The following is a 15,473-nucleotide window of genomic DNA, read 5'->3' on the forward strand; positions in this document are numbered from 1 at the left end:
CGCTTGCCCGCTCAAAGTAAAATGTTCTATAAGTAACAAGCTGCGCTGGATTCGGACGTACGGATTATCAATGTTGAGGAAGCCAAGGAGATCGCCGATGCATGACCTAATTCGGAGGAGCGGCAGGGCAAAACTCGGTATCTTTTTCGCAGCCTTGGTGCTGGGCCTCGCAGCAGCAACGCTCCCCCTTCAGCCGCAGGTGAAGATCACCCAAACGGCACGAGAAAAGTCCGCGGAAGCCATCCGGCTGAACAACCTCGGAGTTGCCTACATGAACCAGCGGCGCTCCGAGGCGGCACTGAAGAATTTCCAGCAGGCCTACGCCCTCGATCCCAACCTGCTCGCAGCCCGCCTGAACGAGGGCATCGCGCTGCTCGACCTCCAGCGGGCCGAGCCAGCCGAGCAGGTGCTCGTTAAGGCGACCGAGCAGGAGCCGAATGACCCGCGGGCCTGGTTCAACCTTGGCTTGCTGCGCAGGAAACTTGACGAAACCGAGCAGGCTCTGGCTGCGTTTGGCCGAGTGGCCCAACTCGATCCCAACGATGCCGACACCCACTATTTCCTGGGGGCGCTCTACCAGAGTGCCAGGAAGCTGGACCTCGCCCTCGCGAGCTACCGGCGGGCACTTGAACTCAACCCGTTCCACGTCTCGGCGCAATTCGGCCTGGCGAATGCCTACCAGCGCATGGGCGACAGTGAGGAAGCACGCAAGCAACTGGACCGCTTCCAAAAGCTCTCGCAGGATAGGCTTGGAACGCCAATCGGAACCACCTACGGCGATCAGGGCAAGTATTCGCTCGCCGAGGACGCGCGACTTCCTGTCGGCGCTGCGGCCAGGCCGATTGCGGTTAAATTCGTTCCTGTGCCGAGCGCCGAATCCGGCCTGCCCTCTGTCGCCGGAAAACCGGGGCAGGGATCGCCCCGTTCGGGGGCCTGCTTTTTCGACTATGATAATGATGGACGGGCCGACTTGATGTTGCTGAATGGCGGCGCGGATCGCAAAGTCCGCCTCTATCGGAACGTCGGCGGCCGCTTTGCAGATGCGACCGCCGGAACTCATCTTGACATCCCCGGCCGTGCTTTCAGCTGTGTCGCCGGCGACTATGACAACGACGGCTGGACGGACGTCGTGGTTGCGCTGGAGTCGGGCCTCCGACTGTTCCACAACGAGGGCAACGGCGCGTTCCGCGATGTAACCGAGACTTCCGGGCTCGGCGCGGGAATTGCTCGACCGTTTGCTGTGACCTTTGTCGACTATGATCACGACGGCGACCTCGACCTGTATGCCACCGCATTCGCCGGGGGGCCTAGGCTCTGGAGAAACAACGGCAACGGCACGTTCACCGACGTTTCCTCTGCCACGATACCTGTGGATGTTGCGGACGCCCAGGTGAGCACTGTGACGGACTTCGATAACGACCGGGCGGTGGACTTGATTTTGACTCGCGCCCAGGGACCGCCGTCGTTGTTGCGGAATCCTCGCGAGGGAAGATTCCAGGCCACCCCGCTGTTTGGCGGCGCGTCTCAAACAGCCACCCGAGGCGTCGTGGCCTTCGACTTCGATAAAGACGGCTGGACAGATGTAGCCTTCACGCATGCCGGGTCTCCGGGATTGAGTCTGTGGCGGAACATCGAGGGCAAACGGCTGGAATCCGTGCCGCTCCCGAAGTTCAATTGGACCGACGGCTGGGGCCTGACGGCGGTTGACTACGACAACGATGGCTGGGTCGACCTGGCTGCAGTCGGGTCCGCGGGACCAAAAGCGCGAATCATCCTGCTGCGCAACGAAGGGAGCGCCGGATTCCGAGAGGTCACCCATGCACTCGGCCTTGATAGAGTGAACCTCGACAATCCGGGCTCGCTGATCACCGCAGATTACGACGGCGATGGCGACGCCGACTTGCTCATCACGCAGGATGGCGGTCCGCCGGTGCTGCTGCGCAACGACGGCGGGAACAAGAATAATTGGCTGAGGCTCTCACTCAAGGCGCTGGCCGACAACAAGAGCGCCATCGGCACCAAAGTGGAGGTCTTCGCCGGCGCGCTCTACCAGAAATTTGAAGTGCAGTCCTCCTCCGGCTACCTGGGGCAGAACGCGCCGGAGATTCTGGTGGGCCTCGGTGACGTTAAGGAAGCGGACATCGTGCGGATGCTTTGGCCGACCGGCGTTCTACAGGATGAAGTGCAGCTGGCCGCGGATCGGCCACACCAGGTCGCAGAAAATGACCGGCGCGGCAGCTCGTGTCCCATTCTGTTTGCGTGGAACGGTGCGCGCTACGAGTTCATCTCCGACTTGATCGGCCCGGGGATTGTCGGCCACTGGGTGGCCCCCGGCGAGCGCAACATTCCCGACCCGACCGAATACGTCAAAGTAGCGGGGCACACTCTCCGTGCGCGGCAGGGGCGGCTGAGCCTGCGGCTGCAAGAGCCGATGGAGGAGGTTGTCTACCTGGATCACGTGCGGCTGATTGCCGTGGACCATCCCTCCGATGTCGAGATCTATCCCAATGAGCGTTTTGCCAGTGCACCGCCGTTTCCGGACTTTAAGGTCATTGCCAGCCGGGGGGCGCGCCTGCCTGTGGGCGCCTGGGACGACTGGGGGCGCGACCTCCGGAGCGAATTGCGCGCACGCGACCGCTCGTACGTCACGGGGTTCCATTCGCTCCCCTTCGCGGGATTTGCCGAACTGCACGGGATCGAACTCGAGCTCGGAGCATGGAATCCGGCGCAACCTCTGCGGCTCCTCATGCACGGTCTGACGGATTACTTCACCGCCACCTCGGTTTATGCTGCGCACCAGGCCGGAATCGTAGCCATTCCGCCCTATCTCGAGGCGCAGGACGCCGCCGGGCGCTGGAAGCGCGTCGTCGACGACCTGGGCTTCCCGGCCGGCCTGGCACGTACCATGGTGGCGGACTTGACCGGGCGGCTACCCGCCGGCACAAAGCGTGTGCGGATCATGACTAACCTGAAAATCTACTGGGACCAAATCCTGCTGGATACCACACCCGAAGAGAATCTCACTCGACTGAACGAGGTGCCGCTCGCTAAGGCTGCGCTCGGATTCCACGGTTATCCGCGCGAGGTGCGCGGCGCTCTGTCGAGCGATATCAGCTACGTGTACGAAGACGTCAGCCGCACCGGACCGTACGCGCGGCACGCCGGGAATTACACACGTTACGGCGACGCACGCGAGTTGCTGGGAGCGGCGGATGACCGTTTCGTAATCCTCGCTTCCGGTGACGAGATACAGACGGAGTTTGACTCCTCAGGCCTGGCCCCCGTGCCGGTGGGCTGGACTCGCGACTACCTGTTTTATGCGGACGGGTTCGAGAAGGACATGGATTTTTACGCGGCGCACGGATACACGGTCGAACCGCTCCCCTTCCATGCCATGCCCGGCTATCCTTATATAGGTGCGGAAACCTATCCGCGGGAAGGACCCTACCTGCAGTACCAGCTCGATGTGAATACAAGGCAGGTCTCAGACCGCAGTACGTCGAGTTTTCGCTTCGACTACCGGCGGGAGCCCGCCGCCCTCGAGGCGAAGAGACCGGAGCCGTCCAAAGTGATCCGAAAGTAGGGGAACCGGAGGAATCAGGCCGGACCTATCCACTCCTTCTCGTCAATGTACGAGTAATCCGTCCGCGTGACTGGTCTTTAGTCAACTACCCACTTGGCCGTTTCTTGCCAACTGAGCTATTTGCCAGCTCTCGATATCGCGACAAATGCTGCGGATTCAGCTATCCAGGGCTGCATCGGCCGACTATAATGTCGGCAAATTCAGATGCACTTTACTTTAGTGAGCGTATTGCCAGCGGAGGATTTCTCCATGATCGGCAAGACAATCTCGCACTACCGGGTCCTCGACAAACTCGGCGAGGGGGGAATGGGAGAAGTCTACCGGGCGCAAGATTCCCGCCTGGACCGCCCTGTGGCGCTGAAATTTCTCTCTGCAAAGCAGGTCGATGACGCGGCTGCGAAGCGGTTCTTTCGCGAAGCTCGAGCCGCCTCTGCCTTGAACCACCCCAACATCATCACCATCTACGACATCGGCGAGGCTGAGGCCGGCCGCTTTATCGCCATGGAGTTGGTAGAGGGATGCACGCTGCGCGTGGTGGCCGACCTATCGCTCGAGGAGTTGTACCGTATCGCGGCCCAAGTCGCAAAAGCGCTGCGCGCTGCTCATGCGACGGGAATCGTTCACCGCGATATCAAGCCGGAAAACATCATGGTGCGCGAAGACGGCTACGTGAAGGTGCTCGATTTCGGGTTGGCCCGGATGGCTCCGGTCGGAATTGATGAGAGCGAAACGGCCACAACCCGAGTTACTGCCGCGGGAACAATTCTTGGCACGCTGCGCTACATGTCGCCAGAACAAGCGCGCGGAGAATCCGTGTCCGCGCCCTCCGACATATTCTCCCTGGGCATCGTTCTCTACGAACTGGCCACCGGCCGCCATCCGTTCGCGGCGGCCTCACCGATTGGAGTGCTGCAAGCCATTATGGCCGAGGTGCCCATCCCACCGTCGCGCCTGCGGCCGGAAATCCCGGCAACCCTGGAACGTCTCATTCTCCAGATGCTGGAGAAGGACGCTCGTCTTCGGCCCACGGCGGCCGCGGTCCAAACAGCGCTCACCGAACCCCACGCCATAGCACTGCCCGCCACGGCTGCTGCCCCGCCGCGGCACACTGTGGGGCGGGAAAAGGAAATCCAGCAACTGCATTCCGCGTATGACTCAGCACTCGCCGGCCGTGGGCTGATGGCCTGCGTGGCTGGTGAGGCGGGCATCGGCAAGACTACGCTGGTGGAGGACTTCCTGGCAGACCTGACCGCCCGGGGCAAAGCGTGTGCAATCGGGCGTGGGCGCTGCTCGGAGCGTCTTGCCGGCAGCGAAGCCTATCTGCCGATCCTGGAGGCCCTCGAAAGCCTGCTGCACGGCGAGGGCGGTGAAACGGCCTCGCGAATCATGAAACTGGTGGCGCCCACCTGGTACGTACAGGTTGCCCCCCTGGCCCCGGATGACTCTTCCTTCGCGCGCGCCATGGCCGAGGCCAAAACCGCCTCGCAGGAACGCATGAAGCGGGAGCTGGTGGCTTTGCTGCAAGAAATGTTCCGGGCGCGGCCGCTCGTCCTCTTCCTGGATGATCTGCACTGGGCCGACGTGTCTACCGTCGACATGCTGGCTTACCTAGGAACCAAGCTTGAATCGATGCGTTTGCTGATGATCGGCGCCTACCGGCCCTCCGACCTGCTCTTGGGCAAGCATCCGTTTGTGCCGGTCAAGCTCGAACTGCAGGGGCGAAACCTGGCGCGGGAAATCGCGGTCGAGTTCCTCACCCGCGAGGACCTTGCCGCATATTTGGCGCTGGAGTTTCCCGAGCACGGTTTCCCGCCTGACTTGCCCGATCTGCTCCACAGGCGCACGGAAGGCAATGCCCTTTTCATGGCGGACCTGGTGCGGTACCTGAAGGACCACTGCGTCATCACGCTGCAGGAAGGGCGGTGGATGCTGGCGCAGTCGCTGGAGGAGATCGAGCGGGAGCTGCCCGAGTCGGTACGCAGCATGATCGAGAAAAAGATCAACCGGCTCAGCGACGGTGATCGGCGCCTGTTGGGTGCGGCCAGCGTCCAGGGGCATGAATTTGACTCCGCCGTCGTAGCCAAAGCACTGGGCGCCGGGCAAGCGGACTTCGAGGAACGCCTGGAAGAACTCGACCGACTGCATGGCCTGGTGCGTCTTGAGGGCGACCGCGAGTTGCCGGATTCCACCTTGACCCTCCGCTACTGCTTCGTTCACGCCCTTTACCAGAACGCTCTGTATGGGTCGCTAACGGCCACGCGCAAGGCCGCGTTAAGCGCCGCGGTGGCAGAGGCCCTCCTTGGTTTTTGCGGGGATCGGACCGCGGAGGTGGCCTCGGAACTGGCGCTATTGTTCGAAGCGGCCCGCAACTTTGCGCGCGCCTCGGACTTCTTCCTGATGGCCGCCGGCAACGCCCGTCGCGTCTATGCCAATCAGGAAGCGCTCGCCCTGGCGCAGCGGGCATTGCGCAATGCAGAGAAGCTGAAAGGCGCGGCGCGGCACGCCGGCGTGGCCGCTGCCGCCCTGGTTCTGGCGGAAATCCACCAGACTCTCACGCGACTTGAAGAGGCAATCGCCAGTTTTGCCTTAGCCGAGGAGGCCGCACGAAACGGTGGAGACCAACAAACCCAAATCGTGGCCATTGTGGGGCAGGCCTATGCGCTGTTGTTGTTCAAGCGACTGGAACAGGCCGAGCAACACGCCGCTCGCGCCATGGAAATGGCTCGTCTGGTCGGCTCTGATGTGGCCGTCGCCTCGGCCGAAGCGCTCCTGGCGGGCATCTGGGGAGGGGCACTGGGGAATAAGCCGGTGGAAGCCGAGCTGTACTTGGATCGCGCGGTCCCCGTACTGCAAAGAAGCGGGCCGCTGCCCATTGCTCTCAATGCCTGTGCAACTCGGTGCTGGATGCACGAATGGCGGTTGGAACACGCGGAGCTCGAAGAGCTGCTGGAATGGACGCGCCCAAGAGTGGATGAGATCGGCGGCTCCTTCTACCTTTTTTTCTATCGTTACATAGGCGCCCTGGATCTCGGAAACCAGGGACGCATCTCGCAAGGCCTGTTTGCCCTGCGAGAACTCCACCGGCTCACGGAACTGAACGGAGACAGATTCTGGCTCCCTCGGGTGCCGAACGCCCTGGGATGGCTTCACCGCGAGCTGTTTGACATGGAAACTGCTCTGAAGTGGGACGGGGACGGGGCCCGCATATCCCGTGAGATAGGCTGCGACGAAGCCGAGGCCAACTCGCACGTCAACCTGGGGCACGACTACCTGACAGTGGGGGAGCTGGCCCGCGCGTACGAGCACCTGGAGGAAGCTGCGAAGATCTTCGACCGCGACGTATGGCAACGCTGGCGGTACAACCTCCGCCTCGAAGCGGAGCGAGCAAGCTATTGGATCGCCCGTGGCGATTTAAAGCAGGCGGCCGCCCACGCCGCTGCTTCGCTGGAACAGTCCAAGGCGACGCTTTCCCGCAAGCACTGGGCCTGGGGCCACAAACTGCTTGGAGATATCGCGCTGTTCGAAGACCGCGCGACAGATGCCCGGTACGAGTACGAGCAGGCGCTTTCCATTCTCGAGCGCCATTCCTGCCCACTCATCGAGTGGAAGATCCTGCTGGCCGCGTCGGACGCTGCTTGCCGTCTGCGCGAGACTTCATCGGCAGATAGCTTCCGCGCGCGAGCCCGCCATGTGGTTCGGTCGTTGGCTGAGTCCATCACCGAGCCATCCTTGCGCCAACGCTTTCAGGCTTCGAAACCAATTCGCGACATCTGAACTGCCGACGCAGGGAAGTTCTTAAAACGCCTTATGCCATCCGCGGAGAGGCTTGCCGCCGTAAACTCTCGGTTGAAGAGTGGTTCCGAGCCAAGTCGCGATCTGGGAAGTTGCACGGCCATTGTTTTCGGTCACGCGGACGGTTATGTGGGGATCGGACAAGTGATTCTTTGAGCCTTCCCGCCGATTCAATTCTAGGCTCGCCAGACTCTCACCTTCTGTGCCACTGTATGAGAGACTCGCTAACCAACCGGTACCGGCTTGAGCCTTTCCTGCTTCTGAATTTTTTTGGTTTCCGCATCGTCAAATTGACGTAAGCTAGATTTGCGCACTCTTTGTGTTTGATGACAACATAAGCACTCATCCTTGAGAAGATGATGCGGGGCAGAATGATCAGGTCCATCCTCATCCTGGTGATTGGTCGAAATGGTATGCACTCCGGATTCCTGTGGTTGGTGCGTCGGCTGGCGGTCCTTGGGTTCGTGTTATTCATTTGCGAAACAAGTGCTTTCTCCTTTCAACAGGGGGCTGGCGCCAAGGAGATGGAGGCGACCCTCCAATCGTACTGGCCGCGCAGCCAATACACGCTGAGAACTTATTCCAATCTCGTCGAAGTGGGTGTCGTGGCGCGAGACAGTCGGGGACGCGCCATAGGCGGTCTCAGTAAAGATGATTTCGAGATTCAAGACGCAGGCAAAAGACAGGAGATCACGGCTTTTTCCGTGGAGACTTTCACGTCGGTTTCAGTGCAGCTGCAACCGTCGACCGCAAAGCCATCGGGTACCGCACCTGGGAATGCAGAATTGATGCACCTCCCATTACGATATGTGGCTCTGCTCTTCGACGATTTCAGCGTGCCTCATAACGAGCAGGTCCAGGTGAAAGCAGCGGCAAGGCGTTTCATCAAGGAGGGTTTGGCAAAGGGTGATCGCGTCGGGTTGTTTACCACATCCGGAAAGCAAATTGTGCCTTTTACTGAAGATGTGGCGAAACTCGTGGCGGCTGTTGACAAATACAACGCATTCCCACGCATTCCGGACGGCGGCATCTGCCCCAAACTGACACCTTATGACGCTTATGTAATCGCCAACAGGATTGATTATGAGACTTTTGCTGTAAAGGGAGCCGAGCTGGCGGGATGCTCCGGGAGCCGAGGGCTAAAACCTGCCATACTTCCGGGTAAAGTCGGACCGTGGCCTTTCCCGGGAACGAGCCCGTTGATGATGCAGGCCGAAGGTATGTGGGCCCAGATCCGCGACACCTCAGCGCGTGCATTGAAAACCATAGGCAACCTTGTGGACTACATGGCGCAGTTGCCCGGAAGGAGAATGGTTCTGCTGGCGTCCTCAGGCTTCCTGGTCGGAACGCTCGAAGCGGAGCACCAGAAAGTCATAGACCATGCCCTTCATGCCGACGTCGTCATTAACGCGCTCGACGCCAAAGGCCTCTACGCAGAGGATCCGCCGGAGGTAACTCGCGGCGCCGACGAGCGTTCGATCAGACACATGGTGGAGTTAGGGACCAAGGGGAAGGACCTCAGCAATGACATCATGGCAATTCTGTCCTCAAGCACCGGCGGCCTGTTCTTCCAGAACAATAACGATCTCGACCTCGGCTTTCGTAAGCTTGGCATGATCCCGGAGGTTTCCTATCTCCTCGGCTTCTCACCACAAGAAGCTCCCAATGGAAAATATCACCGTCTCAAAGTGCGCACGAAGTCTCGAAATGATTATCTGATCCAAGCGCGGCAGGGCTACTGGGCGGTCATGAAGAATCAGCAGGCGCCCCCTGTTCAGGAACGAAGGGTCGACCGCGAAGTCATGGGATCGGAGGTACTGAGGGAGCTGGCAGGCGTCATCAGCTCGGAACCTTCCAAGACGGACGCCGGAGATCCGGCGCTTGAGGTCGTACTCAACGTCGATGCCCGCAAGTTTCACTTCGTCGAAATGGACGGTGTGCGCACTCAGAGGCTGGTTTTCATCGCGACCCTATTTGACGACAGCGGCAATTTTGTGACCGGCACGGAGCTCGAAATCAAATTTGCCCTGAAAGAGTCCACTTTCAACCGCATGACTGAAACCGGCCTTGAAATGTCCGTTACCCTGCAGGCACCTCCCGGGACCTATCGACTGCGCGCCGTGGCTCAGGACGCCATCGACGGCAAAATCGTGGCTTCAACCCTGCCCGCCGAGATCCGCTAGGCCGGTAGTGACACGGGCATCCCGCCCCGTGATACTATTTTCGCTCAAACGCTTTTGCCACGGGATTTTTCGTTCATGGATGAATCTTCCCAAGTCATCAACAAGCGGCACGGCGCTTACCTGCCGCATTGGACCAAGGAAGGTGGCACGTATGCGGTGAACTTTCGGCTGTCAGGGTCATTACCTGCGTCCGGGCTGGCGTTTCGAGCGAGAAAATATCGTCAAAACAGCCCACCAGATGGAGCGCCCGCTTTCGTCCCAGGAAAGAAGGCGTCTCGCACATCTTTTTTCGGAAAAGGTCGACCATTACCTCGATGCCGGATACGGTGCGTGTCATCTTAAAATCCCAGAGGTTGCGCAACTGGTAAGCACGGCCCTGAGTCATTTCAACAACGTCCGCTACATCCTCGCCTGCTGGTGCATCATGCCGAACCACGTACATGTCCTTGTAAAGCCGCTGGGTGATAATCCCCCTTCGAAGATCCTGCACAGTTGGAAATCGTTTACGGCTCTTGATGCAAATAGACTGCTTGAGCACACGGGTGCTTTCTGGGAGGCGGAGTATTTCGACCACCTGATTCAAGATGAGAATGAACTCGAGCAGCAGATCACGTACATCATGGAAAATCCACTGAAGGCGGGATTGGCAGACTGGAAATGGGTGTGGGTGAATTCGGAATTTCGCCTCTGAGCGGTCACGGGCTGGAAGCCCGTGCCACGTCATCGCGGAATGGCTATTCGCGGGGATGCCGCGCCAGGTACTCCAGCGCCGATCGCGCTGTCTGGTTTTTCGGATCGATGCGCAGTACTTCCTTGAACTGCAGGATTGCCTCGCCGTGCCGGCCCGCTTCCGCCAGAGCCTTGCCGTAATTGAGACGGGCGACCGCAGAGTTCGGGCGGAGCCGCACGGTTTCTGAAAACTGCGAGAGCGCCTCCTCGTTGTGCCCCTGGCTGGCCAGCGCCAGCGCCAGGTTGCTGTGGGCCTCGGCGTATTCCGGGCTCAGCTGCAACGCCTGCCGGTAGTGTGTGATTGCATCCCCGACCGTCCCCTGGGAGGCGAGCGCCAACCCGAGGGCATTTTGGGCTTCCGCGTTGTCCGGCCTGAGGCGGACGGCCTCGGAAAACTGCGAGAAGGCTTCCGCGGCCTGCCCCTGGCTTCGCAGGGAGAGGCCCAGGTTGAAATGGGCCTCCGCAAAGTCAGGTTTTAGGCGCATGGCTTTGCTGAAGTGTTGTATGCCTTCGGCGGTCTTCCCTCCGCCGGCGAGCGCGATGCCGAGAGAGTTATGAACCTCCGGGGAATCAGGGTTGAGGCGCAGCGCCTCCAGGTAATGAGGGATCGCCTCTTCATTTTTTCCCAGCCTCGTAAGGGCGAATCCGAGTTCCGCCTGGTTATCAGCCCTTCCGGGATCGAGACGCACCGCCTCTGAGAGCGACGCGACGGCCTCGTCGAACTTGCCTTGGTCCGAGAGCGCCAGCCATAGATTGCTGTGCGCTTCCGGAGAGGCCGGTTTGATCCGGACGGCTTCGGTAAAGTGGGCGACCGCTTCGTCCAGTCTCCCCTGTTGGCGCAGAACTTGCCCGAGGCCCATGTGCGCGCTGTAATTGTCCATGCCGAGGGTCAGTTCCACGGCGTGTTCCCACAGCGCGATGCCGTTCGCCCAGAAGCGAACCTGGGCGCGAGCCGCAATCGCACACAGGAGCACTACGACGCCGGCGGCAACCGGCAGCACGCGCCGTACGCTCCGACCGGCAAGCAAGTCGGGCACGCCCCATGCAATCAAGATGAAAATCCCCACGAGCGGAATGTAGGTGTAGCGGTCCGCCATCGATTGGATCCCGACCTGGATCAAGCCGATGACTGGGAACAGAGTCCCCAGGTACCAGAACCATCCGACGAGGAGATACGGTCGCTGCCCCGCCGCCCGGACGACCGCAACCGAAATGCAGATCAGCGTCAGAACCGCGCCCGCGATCCAAAGCGCGGGAATGTCCTGTGGAAAGGGATACAGCACGGTGAGGTGCACGGGCCAGATCATTTTACCGAGGTAAACGAGATAGGACACCAGCGCGTTTGCGGCGCGCAGGGCGAACGGAATCTGATCAAGCGTGCTGACGGCGCCCGCCCGCTGCTGAACGAGAAAAGTAAGAACAGACGATGCGGCGCTGAGCGCAAACAGCGGAATTTTCTCGGGCACAAGCCGGGCGAGAGCGGAGAACCAATTCCGTGGCAATCCGCAGCGCGGCCGGTTCCGAGTACCGGATTCGGTCGCCACACGCCGCAGCGGCCAGACGTCGAGCAGCAGGAGCAGAAGAGGAAGTGTGACGAGCATCGGCTTGGCCATCAGCCCAAGTGCGAAGCAGATGAGCATGCGCAGGTAGCGGCCGGCAGTCGGCCGGCGCACGTATGCGGCGTACGCCCAAAGGGTGAGCAGGAAGAAGAGCGTGCTGAGGACGTCCTTTCGTTCCGCCACCCAGGCCACCGACTCCACGTGAAGCGGATGGACGGCGAAGAGCGCGGCCACGCAGGCGCTCCGGCCCGGGGCGCGCGTCATGTAGACGAGGACCCAGAACAGCAGGAGTGTGTTGGCCAAGTGGAGAGCGAGGCTTACGAAATGGTGCCCCGGGGCGCTGATCCCGAATACCTCCACATCGAGCATGTGCGACAGCCACGTCAGAGGGTGCCAGTTGCCCGTATGCCCGGTGCTGAAAGCCCAGACGACTGCGCTCCACGTCAGGCCGCCGGTCACGTGGGTGTTCTCGCTCACAAACGAGGGATCGTCGATGGGTATGAAGTCGAAATGCCAGACCGGCGCGTAGACGGCAACCGTGATCGCAATCAGGGCTGCTGGGAACCACAGGACCTGCCTGAGTGATGAAAGCGTTGGAGGGGGTGCTGAACCCGTCGGAGCGCCTGTCTTTTCGTTGAGTGAGGCAGACCCTGCCGCGGGACCTTCCTTCTTCAGCCGCTTTGCCGATCGTGTACTGCTCATGCCTCACCGCGCCGGCGAGTGCTTTCTGCATCCCATGCACCCGGCAACCGGCAAATTGTCGCCGAAGAATATCATCAGCACTGCCGCATTACCATGCGATTCAAAAAATCAGGGACGTCCACTCCACACCCCCTTCCTCTGGTTTACCGGCGCAATTCAATCGAGCAGGCAAACGAGGGTGGACGTCCCTGGTTTTCATCTGGTGTGGGGGATCGCCGGCATTTTGGGAACCACACATGGGAATGCGGCGGTGTTTTGGAGCGCAAACCTGTTGATCGCCTTGGGATTTGGTGCCACCCATTTGGTTCAGGCGCGCGCCCTGCACGGACTGACGGCCAGCTATGTTGCATTCATTTTTCTTTTGAACGGCGTCGCGAGCCTGGCGTTTGGCTGGGTATATTACCGCCAGGGGCTTGTTGCGGCCATGGCGGCGCACACATTTACTGATTTAGTGCTCCAGATGGTTGTGGCTCCGATGTCTCAGCGCATGAGCCGCCGGCCGTAGCATCCGGTCCGAGCACAGGATGGGCCGCGTTCCGAAGACAATCAGCAAAAATCCAGTGCTGCCGGTGAGGGCCGAACTCGGATTGATCTGGGTGATGCTCGGCACAGGATTATTGGAAATGAACGCGATTGCAACGGATGAGCCCCCGCCGGGAGCGGGATTGTAAACCGCAACGGTGGCTGATGCGGGAACCGCGATATCGCTGGCTGAAATCATGGCTGTCAGCCGGGTGTTGCTGATAAAAGTGGTGGGCCGGTCACTGCCATTCCATTGTACGGACGAAGAAGGGACGAAATTAGTCCCAATGACGGACAGAATAAATGCCCCGCCCCCGGCCGTTGCTGAGCCCGGATTCAGGCCATAAATCATCGGTGCGGGATTATTCACTCTGAAAGCCAGGGGATTTGCGCAAATTGCAGGGTGAAGGATTACTGCAATCGCCGTCTGCTGGTGTAGAATGGCCTGTCTGCATTTTGCACATCACACGTGGAAACGATCATGATGGAATGGTCACGCAGGTCGGTTTTGAAAGCCGTCCCCGGTTTGGCACTTGACGCAGCCGGCATGGCCCGTAGTGAAAACCAACAGCCCGTTCGCTGGTCGGCGGGAACCGAGCTTCCCAAAACCAAAGTGTCCGCGCGAGCCACGGACTGCCATTTTCACATCTATGATGCCCGGTTCCCGGCGGATGCCAAAGCGGTGTTGCACCCGCCCGACGCGACCGTCGCCGACTACCGTCTTCTCCAGAAGCGTCTTGGAACGACACGATGCGTCATCATCCAGCCGTCTACCTATGGCCTGGATAACCGCCTGCTGCTCGAAGCGCTTGGTCAATTCGGCGCAGCAGCAGCGCGCGGCATCGCGGTCGTCCATCCCGAAATCCAGGACGCCGAGTTGAAGCGAATGCATGCGGCAGGTGTTCGCGGCATCCGTTTCAACCTCGTCCAGGCAGGCGCCACGACACTCGAGATGGTGGATCCTCTGTCGAAGCGCGTGGCCTCGCTTGGCTGGCATATCCAGGTCCATGCCTCTGCGGATCAGATTGAGGCCGCCAAAGATGTGTGGAACCGTGCGTCGTGCCTGGTGGTATTCGATCACCTCGGCCATCTGCCTGAGCCACAGGGCATCCGTCATCCGGCGTTCCGTGTGATTTGCGCCCTCCTGCAAAAAGGGAGAGCGTGGCTGAAGCTATCGGGATTTTATATGGACACCCAGGTCGGACCTCCCTCGTATGCTGATAGCGTCGAGGTAGCCAGGGCGTATGTCAAGGAAGCGCCGGAGCGACTGGTGTGGGGGAGCGATTGGCCCCATCCCACGGTTGCGGAAAACGATAAGAAACCGAACGATGCCATACTGCTCGATCTGCTCGCGGTGTGCGTGCCCGAGACAGCGACGCGCAACCGGATCCTCGTCGACAACGCGGCCAAGCTCTACGGATTTTAATAGCCCGCAAACGGTGGGCGCTACTCCTGGCGCAACGCACTGATGAGTCCTTGGTTGCCGCACGGCAGGCGGGGCGGAAGGCGGAAACACCATGAGTCATTTTCGGATACTTATGTGCTGTGTCGCACTCCTCAGCTCGATTTGCGGCTGCGCAAAACAATCCGCACCGGATAACCGTGCCGAAGATGTACGGCTAATTCGTGACCTGGAAATCGAGGCGTCAGAAGCAGTCACTGCAAGGGACCTTGGTCACGTGGTCTCTTTATACGCTGATGATGCTGCGCTGTTTTACGCTGACAACCCTATGGTGGCCGGAAAGGATGCAATCCGGGAAACGTGGAGGGCCATTCTCGCCAGGCCGGGCTTCGCAATGAGCACCGAGCTGGTGAAAGTCGAAATCTCAAGCGGCGGCGATTTGGCCTTCACCCACGGCGCCTACACGATGACAGTGGATAGTGCCACGGGCAAGCCGGCAACGGACCAAGGCGAGTATGCCGTCGTATATAAGAGACAGAAGGACGGCAAGTGGAAAATCGTCGCTGATAACGGCAATTCCGATCTACGCGCCCATTCACTCCCCAAATCCCCGGACAGACGGCGACAACCACCCTCGTCGATCGCACCCCTCATCGGATTGGCATGCTTATTCAGCGGCCTTTGGTTCCTCTTTGGGATGCCGCTTGTTCTGGCAGTTTCTGCTTGGAAATACTTTCAAAGCCGCAAATTGTCGACGGGGTTTTGGGTCTCGGTCGCCATGCTTATCGTCTTTTTCGCCATCGCCGCACTCCTCTGGAGGCACTTTGCCACGCATTACTGGAATCTGTCCTTCCTGACTGCACTAAACCACTACCGGCTGAAGCCGGTAGGTTCCTTTTCGACTGAAAGTCGAGGTTGCGGCTGAAGCCGCCCGAGGAATCCCCGGCTCACAGCCGGCTCAAGGCTTGGTCGGTGCGGTGATCTTGAATCCCTGGTCGTCT

The 15,473-nt window shown here is 60.3% G+C and carries 8 protein-coding genes; 7 read left to right on the top strand and 1 reads right to left on the bottom strand.

Going from position 1 to position 15,473, the window contains the following annotated elements:
• The first annotated feature begins 97 nt into the window (after positions 1-97).
• From LAP85_19940 to LAP85_19955, 4 genes are all read left to right on the top strand, one after another.
• Positions 98-3,583, top strand: a complete 3,486-nt coding sequence (locus tag LAP85_19940) for an FG-GAP-like repeat-containing protein (GenBank protein MBZ5498674.1) — start codon at positions 98-100, stop codon at positions 3,581-3,583.
• Between the two features lie 249 nt (positions 3,584-3,832).
• Complete coding sequence (locus LAP85_19945) at positions 3,833-7,357, top strand: protein kinase (protein MBZ5498675.1); 3,525 nt, start codon at positions 3,833-3,835, stop codon at positions 7,355-7,357.
• Between the two features lie 389 nt (positions 7,358-7,746).
• The gene (locus tag LAP85_19950; protein ID MBZ5498676.1) at positions 7,747-9,558 is read left to right on the top strand and encodes a VWA domain-containing protein; all 1,812 of its coding nucleotides are present in this window, start codon (positions 7,747-7,749) and stop codon (positions 9,556-9,558) included.
• Positions 9,559-9,796: 238 nt separating this feature from the next.
• Entirely contained in the window at positions 9,797-10,249 is a 453-nt protein-coding gene (locus LAP85_19955) for a transposase (GenBank protein ID MBZ5498677.1), read from the top strand.
• 43 nt (positions 10,250-10,292) lie between these two features.
• Here LAP85_19955 and LAP85_19960 read toward each other — a convergent pair whose 3' ends face one another.
• On the bottom strand, positions 10,293-12,548 hold the full coding sequence (locus LAP85_19960; GenBank protein MBZ5498678.1) for a tetratricopeptide repeat protein: 2,256 nt from the start codon (positions 12,546-12,548) through the stop codon (positions 10,293-10,295).
• A gap of 178 nt (positions 12,549-12,726) precedes the next feature.
• Between LAP85_19960 and LAP85_19965 the strand changes: the two genes are divergently transcribed.
• The 3 genes from LAP85_19965 to LAP85_19975 all read left to right on the top strand — a co-directional run bounded on the left by LAP85_19965 (position 12,727) and on the right by LAP85_19975 (position 15,397).
• Positions 12,727-13,053 (top strand): CPBP family intramembrane metalloprotease, encoded by a 327-nt coding sequence (locus LAP85_19965; GenBank protein ID MBZ5498679.1) that lies wholly within the window; start codon positions 12,727-12,729, stop codon positions 13,051-13,053.
• Between the two features lie 498 nt (positions 13,054-13,551).
• Positions 13,552-14,496 (top strand): amidohydrolase family protein, encoded by a 945-nt coding sequence (locus LAP85_19970; protein MBZ5498680.1) that lies wholly within the window; start codon positions 13,552-13,554, stop codon positions 14,494-14,496.
• A 91-nt stretch (positions 14,497-14,587) separates the two neighbouring features.
• On the top strand, positions 14,588-15,397 hold the full coding sequence (locus LAP85_19975) for an SgcJ/EcaC family oxidoreductase (protein ID MBZ5498681.1): 810 nt from the start codon (positions 14,588-14,590) through the stop codon (positions 15,395-15,397).
• The last annotated feature ends 76 nt before the right edge of the window (positions 15,398-15,473 follow it).

The organism is Terriglobia bacterium (assembly GCA_020072565.1).
In the GTDB taxonomy this organism is placed as follows: domain Bacteria; phylum Acidobacteriota; class UBA6911; order UBA6911; family UBA6911; genus JAFNAG01.

Bases quoted from the DNA above. Each gene is read 5' to 3' on its own strand.
- LAP85_19975 (MBZ5498681.1), top strand. From the start codon at position 14,588: ATGAGTCATTTTCGGATACTTATGTGCTGTGTCGCACTCCTCAGCTCG.
- LAP85_19960 (MBZ5498678.1), bottom strand. From the start codon at position 12,548: ATGAGCAGTACACGATCGGCAAAGCGGCTGAAGAAGGAAGGTCCCGCG.
- LAP85_19945 (MBZ5498675.1), top strand. From the start codon at position 3,833: ATGATCGGCAAGACAATCTCGCACTACCGGGTCCTCGACAAACTCGGC.
- LAP85_19950 (MBZ5498676.1), top strand. From the start codon at position 7,747: ATGATCAGGTCCATCCTCATCCTGGTGATTGGTCGAAATGGTATGCAC.
- LAP85_19970 (MBZ5498680.1), top strand. From the start codon at position 13,552: ATGATGGAATGGTCACGCAGGTCGGTTTTGAAAGCCGTCCCCGGTTTG.
- LAP85_19955 (MBZ5498677.1), top strand. From the start codon at position 9,797: ATGGAGCGCCCGCTTTCGTCCCAGGAAAGAAGGCGTCTCGCACATCTT.
- LAP85_19940 (MBZ5498674.1), top strand. From the start codon at position 98: ATGCATGACCTAATTCGGAGGAGCGGCAGGGCAAAACTCGGTATCTTT.